General features: G+C 66.1%; 13 protein-coding genes and 1 pseudogene. 12 read left to right on the top strand and 2 right to left on the bottom strand.

Features of this window, described 5'->3' with window-relative positions:
* Positions 1-258 precede the first annotated feature (258 nt).
* The 5 genes from ABZT04_RS36695 to ABZT04_RS36675 all read left to right on the top strand — a co-directional run bounded on the left by ABZT04_RS36695 (position 259) and on the right by ABZT04_RS36675 (position 10,224).
* A complete protein-coding gene (locus ABZT04_RS36695; protein ID WP_356062405.1) occupies positions 259-621 on the top strand; it encodes a GPW/gp25 family protein in 363 nt (120 codons plus the stop codon).
* On the top strand, positions 618-3,449 hold the full coding sequence (locus ABZT04_RS36690) for a putative baseplate assembly protein (protein ID WP_356062354.1): 2,832 nt from the start codon (positions 618-620) through the stop codon (positions 3,447-3,449). Before ABZT04_RS36695 ends, ABZT04_RS36690 begins: the two co-directional genes overlap by 4 nt.
* Positions 3,446-6,637, top strand: coding sequence for a putative baseplate assembly protein (locus tag ABZT04_RS36685; RefSeq protein WP_356062351.1), 3,192 nt, complete (start codon positions 3,446-3,448; stop codon positions 6,635-6,637). The genes ABZT04_RS36690 and ABZT04_RS36685 overlap by 4 nt, the downstream gene beginning before the upstream one ends.
* Positions 6,634-8,760: a hypothetical protein gene (locus ABZT04_RS36680; RefSeq protein ID WP_356062348.1), complete on the top strand. Its 2,127-nt coding sequence runs from the start codon at positions 6,634-6,636 to the stop codon at positions 8,758-8,760. Before ABZT04_RS36685 ends, ABZT04_RS36680 begins: the two co-directional genes overlap by 4 nt.
* A gap of 69 nt (positions 8,761-8,829) precedes the next feature.
* Positions 8,830-10,224 carry a DUF6519 domain-containing protein gene (locus ABZT04_RS36675; protein WP_356062345.1) on the top strand — a complete coding sequence of 465 codons (1,395 nt, stop codon included), beginning with the start codon at positions 8,830-8,832 and terminating at the stop codon, positions 10,222-10,224.
* A 50-nt stretch (positions 10,225-10,274) separates the two neighbouring features.
* Here ABZT04_RS36675 and ABZT04_RS36670 read toward each other — a convergent pair whose 3' ends face one another.
* Positions 10,275-10,568: a hypothetical protein gene (locus ABZT04_RS36670; protein ID WP_356062342.1), complete on the bottom strand. Its 294-nt coding sequence runs from the start codon at positions 10,566-10,568 to the stop codon at positions 10,275-10,277.
* A gap of 583 nt (positions 10,569-11,151) precedes the next feature.
* On the opposite strand from ABZT04_RS36670, the pseudogene ABZT04_RS36665 reads away from it, so the two are divergent.
* The 5 genes and pseudogenes from ABZT04_RS36665 to ABZT04_RS36645 all read left to right on the top strand — a co-directional run.
* Positions 11,152-11,696 (top strand): annotated as a pseudogene (locus tag ABZT04_RS36665) (transposase family protein); the annotation flags it as partial.
* Positions 11,697-11,785: 89 nt separating this feature from the next.
* Entirely contained in the window at positions 11,786-13,579 is a 1,794-nt protein-coding gene (locus ABZT04_RS36660) for a DUF4157 domain-containing protein (RefSeq protein ID WP_356062339.1), read from the top strand.
* A 77-nt stretch (positions 13,580-13,656) separates the two neighbouring features.
* The gene (locus tag ABZT04_RS36655) at positions 13,657-14,049 is read left to right on the top strand and encodes a helix-turn-helix domain-containing protein (RefSeq protein WP_356062336.1); all 393 of its coding nucleotides are present in this window, start codon (positions 13,657-13,659) and stop codon (positions 14,047-14,049) included.
* 56 nt (positions 14,050-14,105) lie between these two features.
* The gene (locus ABZT04_RS36650) at positions 14,106-14,345 is read left to right on the top strand and encodes a hypothetical protein (RefSeq protein ID WP_356062334.1); all 240 of its coding nucleotides are present in this window, start codon (positions 14,106-14,108) and stop codon (positions 14,343-14,345) included.
* A 74-nt stretch (positions 14,346-14,419) separates the two neighbouring features.
* Entirely contained in the window at positions 14,420-15,160 is a 741-nt protein-coding gene (locus ABZT04_RS36645) for an ISAs1 family transposase (RefSeq protein WP_356062331.1), read from the top strand.
* A 1,060-nt stretch (positions 15,161-16,220) separates the two neighbouring features.
* Here ABZT04_RS36645 and ABZT04_RS36640 read toward each other — a convergent pair.
* On the bottom strand, positions 16,221-16,697 hold the full coding sequence (locus ABZT04_RS36640; protein WP_356062329.1) for a hypothetical protein: 477 nt from the start codon (positions 16,695-16,697) through the stop codon (positions 16,221-16,223).
* 52 nt (positions 16,698-16,749) lie between these two features.
* Between ABZT04_RS36640 and ABZT04_RS36635 the strand changes: the two genes are divergently transcribed.
* Together ABZT04_RS36635 and ABZT04_RS36630 are read left to right on the top strand one after the other, a co-directional pair.
* Positions 16,750-17,010, top strand: a complete 261-nt coding sequence (locus tag ABZT04_RS36635; protein ID WP_356062326.1) for a hypothetical protein — start codon at positions 16,750-16,752, stop codon at positions 17,008-17,010.
* A gap of 1,057 nt (positions 17,011-18,067) precedes the next feature.
* Positions 18,068-18,625: a terpene synthase family protein gene (locus ABZT04_RS36630; RefSeq protein WP_356062323.1), complete on the top strand. Its 558-nt coding sequence runs from the start codon at positions 18,068-18,070 to the stop codon at positions 18,623-18,625.
* The last annotated feature ends 29 nt before the right edge of the window (positions 18,626-18,654 follow it).

Raw genomic sequence — 18,654 nt, 5'->3', positions numbered from 1 at the left:
CGGCTCGCAACCTGTCGCCACTACGGCGGACACCTTTGTCGTCCTCGGCTGCGGATTTCCGGCGGCCTCCCTGGGGGCGCCGCCCTGTACAAGTATCCGGTGGACCCAGACCTCCACCCGGGTCCTGGTCAACGGGCTGCCGGTAGTGCTGCAGCCGACACCGCCCCCGAGCTGCGGCGCGGGCTTCGGTGTCGGCACGCCGCCCAGCCCGCCCATGGTCCAGGCCATGCAGCTTCGGGTGCGGGGGACGTGAGCGTGATGCACATCGACTTCCCTTACGACATCGACGCGAGCGGTCGGACCGCGACGACCCGACACGCCGACCATGTCCGCGCCATGGTCGAGCAGGTGCTCTTCACCACCCCCGGTGAACGTGTGAACCGGCCGGACTTCGGCTGCGGGCTGATTGACCTGGTGTTCGCCCAGAACGGCCCGGAACTCGCGGCGGCGGTCGAGATGACTGCGCAGGCTGCCCTGCAGCGCTGGCTCGGCGACCTGCTCACCGTCGAGTCCCTGACGGTCAGAGCCGAAGAGTCGACCCTCATGATTTCACTGAACTACGTTCTGACGGCCACCGGGGAGAGTCACAGCGTGCTCATGCGCGGAGGGACAGCGTCATGAGCACCCGTCAGCTCTCTGACGACGAGCAGCGGCGCGTCGCGGTGCGGGCTGCCGGGCTGGCCGGCATCGAGAGTGTCTCGGCCGACGCCGGCCGACGCAGTCTCACCGTCCTGTTCTTCGGCACGCTCCCCGAGCGGCTGGACCGGCACAGCTTCCGTGTCGAGGGCGGACGGTGGAGCGATGGCATCCGGATCGTCTCTGTCACCAGTACGGCCGACCCGGCCAACTGTCTGACCATGGAGCTCGACCGGCCGGGTGACGGGTCCATCTACCGGCTCCGCGCACTCGGGCAGGGCTTCGACCGCTGCTACGACAGTTTCGCATTCTCGTTCCGGCAGGCCGACCCGGAGGCTCCGGCCCCGGCGCCGGCCGACGGCGCCGCGCTGGTGCCGGCCCACCCGACACCAGCCATCGACTACCTCGCCAAGGACTACGCGAGTTTCCGCCGTTTGCTGTTCGAACGACTCGCCCTCACGATGCCGGAGTGGACCGAGCGGCACGCACCTGATCTCGGCGTCACCCTCGTCGAACTCCTCGCCCACGTAGGTGACCAGCTCAGTTACCAGCAAGACGCCGTGGCGACCGAGGCGTACCTCGACACGGCCCGGTTGCGGACCTCGGTACGACGCCATGCCCGCCTGATGGACTATCCGATGCATGACGGCTGTGCGGCCCGTACCTTCGTCTGCGTCGAGACCAGCGAACGGCTGACCCTGCGCCCGGACGATCTCGCTTTCACCGCCTTCCCGCCGGGCCGTGTCCCGCAGACGGGCGCCGTGCTCCCGGCCGAGCTGCTGACGGCCGGCCACCGCCCCGTCTACCGGCCGCTGGAGCAGAGGGACGTCGTGCTCCGGCCCGAGCACAACAGTATCGACCTGTGGACCTGGGGCGATCAGGACTACTGCCTGCCCCTCGCCACCACCCGGGCCACGCTGCTGGACCAGCGGCCCCAGGGCAAGGGCACGGACCGTCCGCTGCTGCTCGCTCCCGGAGATGTGATCGTGTTCGAGGAGGTCGCGGACCCCCGGACCGGCAGTGAGGCGGATCGCGACCCCGCTCACCGGCAGGCCGTCCGCCTCACCCGGGTCACCCAGAGTATCGACGTGCTCTACGACACCAAGGTGCTCGAGGTCGAATGGGCCGACGAGGATGCGCTCAGATTCCCCTTGCGCGTCTCCACCCGCTGCGAACTCGACCGCGATCCCAAGAACAACGTCGTCGCCCGTGGGAACACCCTTCTCGTAGAGCACGGCGTCGAAAACACCTGGGGCTCCGGCAGCCTCCCCGAAACGGTCGAAGGACCCGCCGAAAGCGGCCCCGAGCAGGTCTGTCCCGGTTCGGTTCCTCCTCGCATCACCCGTGCCGTCGTGTCCACGCTGGGTGCTACGCAGGTCACTTGGTCCGCGCCCTATCCGCGCCCGGCAGACGTCTGCGCCGGGCAAAGCCGACAGATGTCCCGCCTGGCCGCCCGTGCCCGGGCCAGGCTGAGGGACATGCACCGCTCGGGCGGGACACTGTCGACGGCAGACCTCGACTTCCTGGAAAAGTTGTTCGAGGCGGGCCTCCTCACCGGGGCGCGCGACGACCGGAGTTCCCGGTTCGACCTCGCTTCCCTCCTCTCGAGGTTCGATGAGTATCTGGACCCGAAACTGCGCCGACTCGAAGCACTGGCCAGGCGGGCCCGGTCCGGCTACGTGCTCGACCGCGCAGACATCGGCTGGGAACTCGCACAGACCTGGGGCGGGGACGCTGCCTGGTTGATCGACCCGGACAACCCTGCACTTCATGGACCGGCGTGCATCGCCTTGCGTCCGGACCCGCGCGAGGCTGTCCCCGCCGTACGGGTCTGGGCCGAGGGCACCGACAGCGGTAGTGATGCCTGGGAGCCGCGCCGCGACCTGCTGACCAGCGGCCCTCGCGACCGTCATGTGGTCGGCGAGACCGATGAGGCGGGGCAGCTCAGCCTCAGGTTCGGAGACGGCCGCTCCGGAACCGCACCACTTCCGGAACAGAAACTTCTGGCCTCCTACCGCACCGGCAACGGCCGGGCCGGCAACGTCGGCAGCGAAGCCATTAACCGGATGGCGTCCCGCTCCACCGTGTTGGACGGCGTCATCCGGGTGCGCAATCCGTTGCCGGCGATGGGTGGAACCGACCCTGAACCCGTCGCGCACGTACGGCTGGCCGCACCGCGAGAGCCGTTCCGTAAGCTGCTCAGGGCTGTCACCGCCGAGGACTACGAGACCCTCGCCGGCGAGTACCCGGGAGTACAGCGGGCCGCCGCCGTCCTTCGCTGGACAGGTAGCTGGTACGAAGCGGACGTGGCGCTCGATACGGAGGGCACCTCCGATCTGCCGCACGCACTGTCGGAGGACGTTCGGCTGGCCCTGCACAGGTTCCGCCGCATCGGCCACGACGTGGTCACCGGACCCGCACTTCAGGTACCCCTCGACGTGGCCCTGACCGTCTTCGTCGACCCCGATCACCTGTCCGGTCATGTCCGCCAAGCGCTGCTGCGGGCACTGCGGCCAGGCCCGCAACCCGGGGGTGGAAGAGGTTTTTTCGATCCCGATGTCCTCACCTTCGGCACACCGGTAAGGGCGAGTGCGCTGGTCGCCGCGGTGGCCGGGATCCCCGGGGTCCGGCACGTCGAGGTGACGCGGCTGCGTCGGCTCCACCGATTCACCGATGGCGGGGGCGGCCCGGGCCCGGATGTCCCGTCATCCGGCGTGCTGAGGCTGCGGCCCCTGGAGATCGCACGACTCGACGGCGACTCCACCCGGCCGGAGAACGGCTGGCTGACCCTCGACCTGCGAGGAGGGCGATGAGCCCCTCGGACTGCCGTTGCGGCAGCTGTCCCGGTACCCGGTCGACCACCCCGACCAGGATCTGGAACCGGCCGGCCCTGCCGGCGCTGCAGTACCGCGCGGGCAGCTATGACCAGTTCCTGAAGTCGATGCTCGACGGGTTGTCCAGCATCGATCACGCGTCACTCGCCAGGCTGACCACGCGTGAATTCGACGATCCGTCCATCGCCCTGATGGAGGGCTGGGCCCTGATCGCCGACATCCTGACCTTCTATCAGGAACGGATCGTCAACGAGGGATACCTGCGCACCGCGACCGAGCAGGAGTCCCTGGTCAGGCTCGGACGCCTGGTCGGCCACCGGCCTCGCCCACCGCTCGCGGCCGGCAGCTTCCTCGCCTACACCCTCGACCCAGACACTCGCTGCACCATCCCGGCCGGCTCACAGGTGAAAAGCGCTCCACCGCCCGGTGCATCGCCCCAGGTCTTCGAGACCTCGGAGGATCTCAACGCCCGCGCAGAGTGGAACCAGCTTCCGGTGCGTGCGGTCGTGCCCGCTTCGATCGATCCCGATGCCGCCGAGATCATGCTGTCGCTCGAACTCAACGGCGTCCAGCCCAACCTCGGCGCCGGTGACCGTCTGCTGTTCACGTTCGGCGACCCCAGCCGGAACATCACCCGTCTCGTAGAGAGCACTCGACCGGACCCGTACCGCGGGCGAACCACCGTACTTCTCAAAATGCCCGGGTCCGCCCACCAGTTGAAGCGCGAGGTCCAGGCCTTTCGCGAGGACGTGGACAAGGCAGTCCGGAAGCCGCAGTCATCCAAGCCGTTCGAGGACTTCCTGAGGGTGTTGCGCGAGGTCCTGCACGCCAGTGACGTCCTTCGTGATCCGGACGCCTTGGCGGAATCACTCGACGACAAGCTCCAGTCGTTCCGCGAACGCCTCTCCGGCGCGGAGGCCGGCGCGACGCACGCTGCCGAACTGCTCGACAAGGTGACCGCGCGGGTCACGGCCGTCCGAATTGCCGCAGGGGCCGTGACAGGCTCGCCCCTGCGCACCGCCGGGCGGCACTCCCCGAGCAGCTCTGACGGGGAAACCTTTGTCAATCCCCTGAGCCTTGGCCGTCAGGTTCTGAACGGGCTCGAGCGCCCGCCGTCCCCGACTCCTCGCAACGCCAGCGAAATGGCCACCCCCGTCACCGAACTCTTCGGCCCGGACTCCGACGCCATGTCACGTCTGCTCACCGCGAACAGCCCCCACCTCGCCGAAACGCTCTACCGCGCCCTGGGCACAGTCTCGGTCGCCGCCGCCGACTCGCCCGGCGTGCAGCGCTTCCGCGTGAAAGCAGCGCCTCTCGGTGCGACGATCCCTGACGCGGCACGCGTCAGAAGGCTGCTCAGGACGGCGGATTCCGCCGACGGGCCCGGAGAGGACGACGCCACCAACGACGGGAACGTTCTCTTGCTGGACTCGATGTACGACACGATCCTGCCCGGCAGCTGGATTGCCGTGCAGCGGACGGACGGCCATACGAGGACCCGGATCATTCAGGTCACCGACGTCACGCAACTGGCCGTGGCCGACGAGCACTATGCCGCGCGCGTGACCCGTCTGCGGCTCGCCGAGCCGTGGACCGAAGATCCGAACGATCTCTCCGCCCGACGCGCCACCACCGTCTGGGCCGCCAGCGAGACGCTTCCCCTGGCCGATCCTCCGGACACATCCGTGGTGGCCGGTGACGCAATCGAACTCGCCGGTGCTTACGAGGGACTCACTCCCGGTCGGTGGCTGATCGTCTCCGGGGAACGCACCGACATCCCGAACGTCTCCGGAGTCCGGGGCACCGAACTCGTCATGCTCGGCGGGGTGCGCCAAGGGCTCGACGACACGGCTCTCGGCCACGGCATACGCAGCACGCTTGTCCTGACCACCGAACTCGCCTACCGGTACCGCCGGAACACCGTGGTCATTCATGGCAACGTCGTGTTCGCGACCGCGGGCGAGACCCGGATCGAGATTCTCGGCAGTGGAGACGCCACGCAGGCGGGGCAGGTCTTCCCGCTGCGCCAGCGCCCCCTCACCTGGCTTCCTGCCCGCAAGCCCGACGGCGCGGGGGAAACCCTGACCGTCCGGGTTTCCGGTGTGGAATGGCACCGGGTCGCCGATCTGACCGAGGCCGGCCCGGCCACCCCTGCCTACCGTCTGCGTGTCGGCATCGATGGCGGAGCAGCCGTCGAGTTCGGCGACGGCCGCCATGGGGCCCGGCTTCCAACCGGTGTGGAGAACGTCACGGCTCACTACCGCATCGGTGGAGGCAGCCCGGGCAATGTCGCGGCAGGGCAGGTCAACCACGTGATCAGTCGGCCCCTTGGGGTCAGCGGTGTCACCAATCCGCTACCCGCCACCGGAGGCACGGACGCCGACGGACGGGAAGAGGCCCGCCGCAGCGTCCCTCTGCGGCTCGGCGCCCTCGACCGACTGGTGTCGGTCCGCGACTACGAGGACTTCGCCCTGGCCTTCACCGGCATCGGCAAAGCCGTCGCGCGCCGCTGCACCGACGGCGCGCGTCCGTTCGTGCATGTGAGCGTCGCCGCCGCCGGCGACGCCCCCCTCGATGCCCGCTCACTGCTCCTGGACGCACTTCAGTCGGCTCTCAGCCGGTACGGGGATCCGGCGTTGCCGGTGCGCGTGGAGATCTGCGAACGGGTACGGCTCGTCCTGTCGCTCGGTGTCCGCACGTTGCCGGACCATTCGCGGGGCATGGTCGAACAGGCCGTGAGGGACGCCCTGTTGGGCCGGTTGGGTTTCGCCGCGGCAGAGCTCGCCCAGCCCGTCTTTCTGAGCGCCGCCATCGCCGCCGCGCAGGCGGTCTCCGGGGTCGACTTCGTGGACGTGGACGGCTTCGGCGGCGTGGGGGACGATGTCGAGGCGGTCGACGTCATCCGGGAGCTGACGGCCGCCCCCTGTGTGCCCGGTCGCCCCGCGGGGTACCGAGAGACCCTCTACACGCCGGCCTCCGGGGAAACGATCGCCTCGGTGGCCGCTGCCAACGGACTCACAGAGGAGCAGCTCGCTCTGCTGAATCCAGACGGCGTCCCTCGACCGCCCGGCACCGCGATGGTGGTGCGGCGCGCCCTGCGCCCTGCCCAGCTTGTGCTCCTCGATCCGTCGCTGCCCGAGACTCTCGTCCTGCGGAGGATCCCGTGACTCCCGACCAGGTGTACGCGCTGTTGCCGGCAGTCCACCGACGGCTCGACGCGGAGCACGGCGGCAAGCTGTACGAACTGCTCTCGGTCATCGCCGCTCAGGCCCGCGTCGTCCAGGACGACATCGAGCAGCTCTACGAGAACTGGTTCATCGAGACCTGTGAGGACTGGGTGGTGCCGTACATCGGCGACCTCGTCGGCTACCGCATGCTGCCCGGGACGACCGCCGCGCTCTCCGACAACTCCTCGCCCGCGTACGGGCAGCTCGCCGCCGCCGCACCCCGCAGGGAGGTCGCGAACACCGTCGCCAACCGCCGACGCAAAGGCACCCTCGCCCTGCTCGAAGACCTGGCCGCCGATGTCGCCGACTGGCCCGGTCGGGCGGTGGAATGCCGCCGTCTGCTCGCCGTCACCCAGCCGATCCGGCGGTACACCGCCGAGGACCATGACGCACGACGGCGACTGCGCCGCGGCGGCCTGGTCGACGTGCGCCGAATCGACACCCTGGACCGGATCGACGGGCCGTTCGACGACCTGGCTCACACCGTCGAAGTTCCCCGCGCCGATGCCACCCGCCGTGCCGGCCACTACAACATCCCTGGCGTCAGCCTCCATGTGTGGCGACTGCGGGCCTATCCGGTGACCCGGGCCCCGGCTCACTGCGTGGACCAGGTCAGGTCGTGCTACACCTTCAGCGTTCTCGGGAACGACACCAAGCTGTTCAACAAGCCGGTTCCCGAGCCGTCGGCCTGCCACGTCGCGGATGAGACGAACGTCCCAGCGCCCATCCGGCGCCGGGCTCTGGCCGAGCGGTTGTACGACTACTACGGTCCGCTCAAGAGCGTGTGCGTATGGACCGGGCCACACCCCGACCGCGATGTCGTCGCCCTCGACCGCATTGTGTGCGCAGACCTGTCCGATTGGAGCTACTCCCCACGCGCCGGACAGGTCGCTCTCGATCCGGTTCTCGGACGCCTGAGGTTTCCCGAGCAGATGGACCTTGAGCGAGGCGTCCGGGTGACCTACCACCATGCGTTTTCCAGTGACTTCGGCGGCGGGGAGTACCCCCGTCCGGGGAACGCCGTGAGCCCGACCGTCGCCCGCTACCGGGTCGGTCCGGACGAGGGACACCACCGGATCACCGGTGCGATCGAGCGGTGGCGCTCCGAAAGGCCGCACAGGCCTGAAGCGATCATCGAAATCACCGGGAACGACGTCCATCATGACCTCAAGAACATCCTCCTCGAGCCAGGAGACCGTCTCACCCTGCGCGCTGCGGACGGTTCACGACCGGTGCTCGCGCTGCCCGACCGGACCGAGAACGGCGCCGTCTCCTTGCGGATCACCAGCACAGGGCCGAGCGAAGGGCCCCTGCCGCGCCTCGTCCTCGACGGCCTCATGGTCACCGGGGGCAGCATCCAGGTCAGTGGCAACGTGGGACAACTCACCGTCCGGCACTGCACGTTCGTGCCCGGTTGGGACATCGGCGCGCAAGGTCTGCCGAGTTCGCCGGAGGAGGCAAGCCTCGAACTGATCGATACGCCGGTCCGTGTCGAGGTCGAACACAGCATTCTCGGCAGCGTCGTCGTCAGCCGGGTAGAGGTCGCTGCCGAACCCAACAGGCTCTTCGTCTCCGACAGCGTGATCGATGCCACCCACCGGGACCTCGCGGCGCTGGGCGGTCCGGAGGGGCGGTACGCCCACACTCTCCTCACGGCACGGCGTACCACCGTCATTGGCTCGGTACGCACGCGCGCCGTCGACCTGGTGGAGAACTGTTTGCTGGATGGCGACGTCCAGATCGCTCAGCAAACGAAAGGCCGTGTGCGCTTCTGCTGGCTGCCGCCCGGCTCCCGTACCCCGCGCCGCTTGTACTGCCAACCCGAGCACGCGGGTGACCCGGACCGCGTGGCGCTGAAGTTCGCCGACACGCGGTACGGCACACCCGACTACGTGCGACTCTCCGACACATGCGCTGAGGAGATCCGGCGCGGAGCAGACGACGGGTCGGAACCTGGGGCGATGCACGATCTGTTCCGTCCACAACGTCAGGACAACCTGCTTGCGCGCATCGCCGAGTACACCCCCGCTGGGTGCAACGCGGGAATCTCTTTCGCCACATAAGCGCATCGCCCGGGCAGGTCGAGAACCATTCGCCATGCACACCGTCATTCAGTCAGGGAGTACAACCGCATGCAGGGAGACTTCTCTCGGGTCACCTTCGACCCGGTCCAGCGTTTTTCGGCCGTCCTTTCCCAGCAGGGCCGGGTACAGCTCGACTCTGAGATCAACGAGCAGACAGCGATTCTGCTGCACTACATGCGCACCCTGGCCGCCGACCTACTCGGGCCGGTCGCGTTTCCTTCCGTTCCCGGTCAAAGCACTGGCGGGTTCTGCGTCGACACGTTCAACGGAGGCAACTTCACGGTGACGCCGGGCCGGATCTACGTCGATGGAATCCTGTGCGAATGCGATGGCACCGACTACTGGAGTCAGCCGGACGGGCACCTCGACCGAGGACGGGAGCATGACCAGCTCCCGACTGGTCCTTTCCTGGTCTACCTGCGCGTCTGGGAGCGCCTGGTCACGGCTGTGGAAGCGCCCCACATTCGCGAGGTCGCTCTGGGGCTGCACGGCCCGGACACGACGGTCCGGACTCGGGTGGTCTGGCAGCTGTGCTGGATGGATCTGGCCTCTGAATCCTTCATCCCCGACATGAAGACCGCACCGCAGTTCCTGCGCGACCAGATCGGTCGAAGGTTCCGGCCTCGCCCATTGCTCTCCGCCCGCGTCCGCAACCCCGAGGGCAACAGCGCACCTTGTGACGTACCGCCCCAGTCCGGATATCGCGGTCCCGAGAATCAGCTCTACCGAGTCGAGGTGCACCGGGGCGGAACCGCCGAGACCGCGACGTTCAAGTGGTCCCGGGAAAACGGCTCGGTGACTCTGCCCATCAGGGCGGTCAGCGGTGCGTCGATCGAGCTGGAGACGCTGGGCCGGGACGACAAACTGGGGCTCGAGATCGACGACGTGGTGGAGATCGTCGACGACGCCTCCGTCTGTCGGGCTGCCGCCGACGCGCGGGCGGAGGAATGCCCTCGCCTCTACTCCATCAAGGAGATCGACCACGCCAGGCGCAAGGTCGTCCTTGACCGCGACCCGGCCCGAGACCCCTACCAGCCCGACGCCGGAACGGTCCCCGAACGTCACCCGCTCCTTCGCCGCTGGGACCACGGAACGGCCGGTCGGGACGAGGGGGGCGACGGCACCTCCATGGGTGTGACCAGCGAGGGGACTCAGCAGGTCAGGGAGGGCACCTGGCTTGCGCTCGAGGACGGCCTCGAAGTGCGCTTCGAGGGCGACGTCGAGCGGGCACCGCAATACCGCCGGGGTGACTACTGGACGATTCCGGTCCGGGTCGTCACTGGTGACGTCGAGTGGCCCAAAGCGCTCAATGGCCGACCGCAGCCGAAACGGCCCGAGGGCGTCGCCTATCACTACGCGCCCCTAGCGGTTGTACTGCCGCAGGACTCGACCGATTACACGATGGTGGATCTGCGGGTGCCGTTCCCTCTTCGACGGCAGTGACCGCGAAGGATGCCGCCCAACCGTTATCGCGGTCGGCTTTTCGGTGAGCCTCACGGTTGAATCTTTGACGCCACGATGACGAATACGGCCATGCACACAACGAAGACCAGGAAAACGGCACATCCGATTTTCGAATACGACTTGGCAGAGACGTCCGCGCCGGTTGTCAGGTTATGCAACTTCTTCACGCGCAGCGTTCCGGACCGCATCCGGCCACTCGCGCGGACCCGGTCACCGTTGGCCACGGAGCCTTCAAACATGATCCCCTTCATCTCGATCGGCACCAGTCTCACCGGGTTGAAGGCATCGTCATATTCCTCCACCCGGAAATTCATCACGAACACGCTCGCCGAGTCGTTTCCCCCGTGTTGCGTCCGGGTCTGGACATCACGGACCGTACCCTCCACAATCGCGCCTGCCGGGGTCAGGGGAGGGGGCGGTGGAGGTGGAGGTGGAGGGGGCGGTGGAGGAGGCGGTGGAGGAGGGGGTGGCGGCGGTTCTGCATTATCTTCATATGAATCCGCGAGATCGAACCGGGAACCGCAGCGAGCGCACGTGTTGACCGTAGGAGATTTCCTTTGTCGGCTACCGCAGTTTTCGCACGATATCCATCCACTCTCCATGCGCCCACTCCTGTACACGCATCCTCGATATTCAGGGCGAACCCTGCTGTGGTCGCTTGGGGACAGCGACAACGGGGTCCGAATCCCTGCACCTCCGATGCTGACCTGGAGTGCAACGGGCCGCAACCTGAGCAGCGCAAACCACGGTGTCCAGCGCCGACAGCGAGTGAGCTTTCAGCGCTGCCACTGAGCTCTTTCAGTGTGGCCACTGATCGGGTGACGGGATCGATGCCCGCAACGCACGAGGCTCCCGCGCCGTTGGGGGAGGTGTTCGAAGTCTCAACCCACAGGCGCAGGATCCGCGTTGGTTCCGTATGCTGCCGCACTCGACCTGCCGCATGCCCTGGTCGAGTGGGTCACCATGCTCATCGTCACCCGCGAGGGTGACCGCCGCTGCAAGCTCCCACCGCACCAGCGTGCCCTGGTCGGCCTGCTGTACCTGCGCCGGCACGACACCCTCGCCCAGCTCGCAGCCGGCTTCGGCATCTCCGTCGGCACCGCCCACGCCTACACCACAGCCGTCGTCGGCCTGCTCGCCGACCGTGCACCCGGCCTGCTGCGCGCCCTGCGCGAGCCGGATCCGAACCACGTCCTGCTGGACGGCACTCTGGCGGAATGCGACCGGTCGGCGACAGCCGTGCCGACTTCTCCCACAAGCACCGCCGGCACGGGGTGAACGTGCAGGTGGTGACCGACCCGGTCGGGCGGCTGCCGTGGATCTCGCCGGCACTGCCCGGCCGCACCCACGACCTCACTGCGGCCCACACTCACCGGATCATCCGGATCTGCGAACGCCAGGGTGTCCCGATCCTCGCCGACCGCGCCTACATGGGAGCCGGCCCCTGGCTGTTGCCGAGTCCCACGCCACATGCTGGCGTGCCTGGGCGTGCCCTGACCCTCGCGTTGCCGCCGCCCCAGGTCGGCGGGACGATGGAGACGTGCAATCGCACCAGACCTCGGCCACCCTCCGCGCCGCACGGCAGCGTGCAACGACCGACGCCCGGCAGTCCCCCTACCCCCTTGCCCGGACTGTGGCGCACGCCTCCAGGACGGGCGGCGCGGCGCTGGACCCCGTCACCCGAGCCTGGGCGAACAGCCGCTTCGATCACGACTTCGCAGACGTACGGGTGTACAGCGACCCGGTCTCGACAGAGGCGCTGGGAGCCGCCGCGTTGACGACTGGCACCTCGATCGTCTTCGCCCCGGGCCGGTATGTGTCCGGTACCGCATCGGGACGCCGACTCCTCGCTCACGAACTCGCCCATGTACGCCAGCAGCGCGGACTCACCGGACCGCCGAGGTCGGTGGGCCGTCCCGATGGCGCAGCCGAGCGGGAGGCCGATCTGGCCGCCGACCTGATCGACACGGCCAGGCCGCTGCCGGACATCTGGCACGTGCCCGAGGCCGGAACCGTCCAACTTCACCCCGGCGAGGCGTGTCCGGCGCCGCCGGAGTGGCAGCCCCTGACAGGCGCGATAAAGGCACCGGGCACCGGGTTTGTGGTGCAGCGCAGGGAGGAGAGCAACGCCCCGCTCGCGGAGATCCAGGGTCTGCCGATGTACGACCTGTTGCCTCGATTGGCCAAGCTCGCAGAGAAGGTTCTCAGTGATGAGGAGGCCGGCGGGTTGGTCGGCGGACCCAGGCTCGTGCTCGCCATGCAGATCGTGCGCGCCAAAATGCAGCGGGATCTGGAATTTCTTCTCAGAGAAAAGAAGCGGGTCGAGACACTTCCCCGGGATCAAATCGCGGACATTGTCAACTTTCTGTGGGGACCGAACGTCGGAACGAGTACCGCGCTCGTGAACACGGATTTGGAGATGGATCCGATAATCGCGCCACCGGCGAGTGTCCGACTCCCGGGCGAGGCGGCGCGCGCTGGCGACGGCGGCATCACCGTGGACGACGAGTCCGGCCCGCAAGGCATCAGTGATTTCGAAAGAAACCTGCCCGAGAATCGTAGCCGCATCAGTGGCGTTGTGCTGGACCCGGAAACAAAGGAAATCATCGGCTACCGGACGTTTCATGCCGACGGAATCTCACGACTCGTCGATCGCGAGGGAAATTTTGTCGTGGATGCCGGGGCTGCGGGCGGTGTCGAATCCGAAGGGATCGGTCCGCTGGATTACTTTCCGATACCGTCCGGCGTCGGCAAGGGTGCCGCTGGCGTCGGCGCGAAACTGCTTGCCAAAGGCGCGCTGAAGAAGGGAGCAGTCTCTGGCGGCAAGGTGACGATAGGCGCCATACTGAAAATGAAGAATGTCGCCAAGGCTGTCGCCAAGAAAGCGATTTCTCCCATCGCGGAAGGAAAGTCTTTCATCCAGGCGATACGATCCGGGCAACGAGTCAGCCGCACATTGTCCGTCGAGGCGGCCGAGACTCTCGCGAAGAAATTTGATAAGGGCCTGCCGATCATCGCAGCCGAAATGAACAAACGCGGCATCGTCGGGCCATTCGATTCTTTCTCGGTATTCACCAGAGGTCACGGCGGCGCGTACCAGGCCCATCACATCATTGAACAGTCCGTTCTCAAGCATCTTGGACACGACGTCCAAAAGGCCCCGTCTGTCATTCTGACAGCAGGCCAGCATTCGCCGATTTCTACCGCCCTGACTAAGGAGATCCCTAAGGGTGAATTGGAGCACATGACCAAGAAAGAAATTCTCGATTTGTACCGGAAGGTCTACAATGGCATGCCGGAATGGATCGCCGAAGTGGAGCGGTATCTCAGATAGGACACGGCTAGAGATCTTTAACGGTGCGGGTTACGTCCGGTCGTGACGGTTGGTGTCGGCCGCGCTATGGCGGAGGGATGAGGTATCCCGATGGCGGTGGACTGACGGCTGAGGAGCGGGCTCGTCGTGAGCAGGTCCGTCTCTTGGCTGCTGATTTGATCGAGGCCGGGGCCAGTGACCGGGAGGTGGCCCGGCGGTTCGGGGTGACGCGGATGTCGGCGAACCGCTGGCGTCGGGCTCTGGTTTCGGGTGGCCGGCAGGCTTTGGTCTCCAAGGGGCCTGGCGGCGCGCGTTGCAAGCTCAGCGTCCGTCAACTGCGTGCTTTGGAAGCGGTGTTAGAAGCCGGTCCCGCCGTATGGGGCTTCGGCGACCAGTGCTGGACGCTGGCGAGGATCGCCGAGATCGTGCGCCGCCGGTTCGGTGTCGAGTACACCCTGGAAGGGCTCGATCTGCTGTATCGCATCGGCTGAGTGTGCAGATCCCGGCCCCGCAAGGCCACCGAGCGGGTCGAGTCGAGGATCGCTGCGTGGAAGGACGAGCAGTGGCCCGTCATAAAAAGAGGGCGGCGGACCTGGGCGCCTGGCTCTGCTTCGAAGCCGAGGCAGGCCAGGGCCTGAGGCTGCCCAAGGGACGCACCTGGGACCGCCGCGGCCACACCCCGGTCGTGAAGGTCACCGCCCAAGGCGCCAAACGCGTCTCGATGGCCGCGCTGATCTGCACCAAAGCCGGCCAGCGGACACGTCGGACGCGTCCTTCAGGCACTTGACGGCGACGCCCTGGACCAGGCTGTGGGCGCCTACCTGGCCGACCGGCACCGCATCACCGCGTCCGCGCGCGGACATGCTCGAGACCCGATCGCGGCAGATCATCGCCGTGGAGGGCAAGGCCCTCACGGGCTCAGCCCGCCTGGCCGCGCCGCGGCGCCCCCTGCTCTCGGCGGTCACCCACGACCGCGTCGCCACGATTGCCCAGGTCGAAGTCGGTGCGAAGACCAACGAAGTGCGCCACTTCAAACCCCTGCTGGCACCGCTCGACCTCGCCGACACCGTCGTCACCTTCGATGCCCTCCACTCGGTGAAGGCCAACATCACCTGGCTGGTCGAGACGAAGAAGGCCCACTACATCGCGGTCATCAAGACCAACCAGCCCACCGCCTACGCCCAACTCGCCGCCCTGCCCTGGACCTCGATCAAGGTCCAGCACACCGCCTCCGCCACCGCCCACGGCCGCCGCGAGTCCCGCTCGATCAAAACCTGCGCTATCGCCGACAACCTCGGCGGCATCGCTTTCCCCCACGCCCACCTCGCCATCCGGGTCCACCGCCGCCGCAAGCCCACCGGCCGGCCCGAAACCCGCGAGAACGTCTACGCGGTCACCAGCCTCGCCGCCCATCGACCTCGCCGCCGCCATTCGCGGGCATTGGGAATCGAAAATTCTTCCCACTACATCCGAGATGTCACGTTCGCTGAGGACGCCTCGACCATTCACACCGGCACTGCACCCCGCACCATTCGCCACGAACCCGAACGAGCACTCGCCATCCTGGGCATCACCAACAACCCAGACACTCACGGAACTTGATCAAGCTCTGGCGGGGCTGGGATGGCACACGGAATGCTAACGAGTTACCATTCGATGCGGACGTAGACAATATTATTGGAGCCGGGGTCGCCACTGATCGTAATCTTGTAGTGCAGGTTAACGGCGGCGGGCACGGCAAACGACAAGCCTACATCATCGGTACCGTTCGTATCCGTTTCTTGCCTATCAGTGTAGGTTGCGCCTTGGTCATCCTCAGACCATATGTCGACGCTGATATGTGTTACGTATGCGCTAGAGAATGAGAACGATACAGAGGTCGAGCTTTGATTGACAATCTTACCGTCAACAGGAGTGAAGCTCGACATTTGAAATGACGAAGTAGACATGATCTCCTCGCTAACTCCGGACGGGACCGCAATTTATCCCAGGCCCACCGTCTCGGGAACTCCACAGTACACGAAGCCAGGGGGTTAGGTGCTTATCGACCGACCTGTGGCATCTAGAGGCACTCCCATCTTCACAATTTGACGTCCGCCTGATGGTGCTATGTTGAGGGACACATCGGCTCTGGCGAGTGGGGTGAACGTTATTCGCCTGTTTCGGGGAGCCAGTGCCCCCTATCCAGGATCGGCGCAGGTTATGACCAGTCAGAGTCAAATATGGAGAATCGGACTCCTGCGATTCCTTCTGGATTTTCACCGGTTCCGCCTGAGCAGGCCCCGCCCCCTTCCGCTGAAAGGAAATAGTGGGCGGCCGTTGGATATGGGGTATGTCCCATATCGTCTTGCTCCAAATCCCAATTGATAAGCTGCGTCTCTTGTCCCTCTGGTGCGATCGAGCCGAAAGTCCCATCAGCGAAATTTCCGGTCCCAAAGGGAGCTGCCGTAAGTCGCACTGTGCCGCCCGTGGCGATAGTGCGACTTGATTTGTTGAATATCGTTGCCAGGATCGTAGCGCTGGACGCGTTCGAGTCCACTACAGCCGCGTCGATCTCTGTCATTGCGCATCTCCAATCTCGCGTTTCTCAGCTGGTAGAAACCCATGCCCTTGTTGGCGCGTAGCGTCCGGCCCATCGATCGCCGTCGAGACCTCCAGGCAGTCACCCACCGGTCATCTCGCCGACCGTGCCGCGGTCGGTCAACCGTGGAGAAACTGGTATCCGATCCACACTTGGATCCGGGTGAGTCCGTTCAGGTTCAGTTGTGTCGAACTGCTGTTGCGGGATTGTCACCTGCCAGCTTCCGCCGACGCCTCGTCCCCAGAACGCCAGCGATGTGGGGGCGGTAAGGGGTGGGTCATCGCTGAATCCTTCCTCGGGCGGCAGCAGCGGCGTCGTCTTAGCGTCGCGGGTTCGGACCTTGGGCAGCAACCACTGGGTCGTCACGCTCTTGTCGGGCCGCCGCTGCTGGTATTCGCCGTCGTGGCGTATCTCGCAGGAGACCACATTGTCGGGATGCGCCGCTCCGACGAGCGCAAAACGGATGATTTTGGTCTTGGCGTCGAAATGGTCGTCCGGTACGTCGGCGACCGGATCGACCGTAAAAGTGAACCGGTGCAATGACTTCAGGTCGACCATCTGTGGATCGGCGGGTGAACGGTAGCCTGATCCAGGCCCGATCGAGCGGTCCGTGGAAGTAGTCGTTGTAGTGGGTCTGCATGCCGAACAGCTTGAAGATCTTTCCCCACGAGGTGGTGAGCTCACTGGCGAGCTGCATTACGTCGATCTCTTTCTCGTAGTAGTCGCTCCGGAGATCGGGGCTGATCCGGCCGGCATCAAGGGGAACGCTCTCGTCCTCGTTCTGCAATGTGTAGATCTCGAGCGATCGTTTCGCCCGAAACGCCAGGCCCAGCAACGCGTCGGCCATCGACTGAACGGTCGAGAGGATTGATCGCATGGAGATCCAGCGTCTGGCCGTTGTTGGCTCTGCCAGACCAAATAGTGGTTCCGTTGACACGAATATAGACGTCGTCGCAGCCGACGGTGTCCTGAGTTACGCGACAGATGAGGCTTTGGAACCTCAGCTCGTAGGCGGGACATGATTCCTCCAGTATTTTTCTTGTTGTGACTTGGTGTGCCACTGCGGCGGCGATAAACGCCATGCTGGCGCGGTGGTCGTGTGTTATTTCCAGGATGAGTCATATGGCCGGTTCCGCAACTTCGCGCAACCATGCCACTCGGTTTTTGTCAACCTGGTTGAGAACGGCGCGAGTTGGCGTTGGTGCTGTGAACCGCAGGTAGTGGTGTAGGTGATGCGCCGGTGCGGGAAGTACGTGGGGGACATCCCGTATCTCTCCGTCGGCGACGGTCAGTTCCCTTATCCGGCGATGCTGCTGGACCTGCACTCCAAGCGGCTGGTGGGCTGGTAGATCGCCGACCCATATGCGCACCGAACTGGTCATCGACGCCCTCAGGACGGGAGCCTGCGCGGAGCGATCATCCACTATCAAAGGGGGAACCCCTGTGAAGTTCCGAATAACGCGTCGGTTCGCGCGCATGGCGCCGATGGTCTTCCGGGATGGCCGTGCAGGGTTTGATCAAGTTCCGTGAGTGTCTGGGTTGTTGGTGATGCCCAGGATGGTGAGTGCTCGTTCGGGTTCGTGGCGAATGGCGCGGGGTGCTGTTTCCCGCTGTACTACGGCTCCCGCCTCTCAGCACCGTTTTCGCCATCCGCGCTCTGGAGGAAACCCATCGCCACGCCACACCTCGAACCCTACGGAGGTCTTCTCCTCAACACTCGGCACCGCGACCTGCTGGAGGCGACATTCGCGTGGAGCGTCCAGCACTGCCGCTGCGCGAACGGACCCGCCTGGCACGCCCAGAAGTCCTTCTAAGCCACTACCTTCGCAACGTACTGCGCACCGCAAGACGCCACGACGCCCGAATGTATATTCGGCGCGAAGTGCTGCGCGTTCTTCCTCAACATCGACGACGGGCCCATCGGCGAGGTGGCGCAGCTCGCAGACTGCCTTCAGGCCGGTGGACCGCCGCCGGCCACGGAATTGGGAGCCCTCTACCGCTCGCTGATCGCCGACCTGCATTCACAGGGCGTCGGCACTTCCCGATTCCAAGCGGATTGCACAGACCTGTGCGCCGCGGTCTCGGCGGAGGCCAACATCGATCCCGACACGGTCGACTGGGAACAGTTCCACGCGCTGCGACGCATGACCATCGGAAACGCCCCCTACATCACCCACTGGCGCACCATCAGAGGTCTGGACCTTAACCCTGCGCCCGGCGACGAACCACTGATCGACGTGGCGAACCAGGCGGTCTATCTGGCCAACGACCTGGGTTCCTTTGCCAGGGAGCGCGCCGCAGGGGCGCCGGTGTCATCCGACTTCGTCCTCCTGCACGCGCGAGACTTCGGCGATCTGGACCGGGCTGTGCAAGCGGGAGTCGCCCGCTACCGCAGCCTCATCGACGAGCTTGCCAAGGCCACCAGCGACCTCGCCCCATCCTGCACGCGAACGTGGACGGCAATGTCGAGGCCACCCAACACCTGACCACCACGCGCTACCCCGGCACCGCACAC

The sequence above is a fragment of the Streptomyces sp. NPDC005492 genome (assembly GCF_040605995.1).
Classification (GTDB): domain Bacteria; phylum Actinomycetota; class Actinomycetes; order Streptomycetales; family Streptomycetaceae; genus Streptomyces.
Note: the sequence above shows the minus strand (reverse complement) of the source record. Positions and strands in the feature narration are given on the sequence as shown.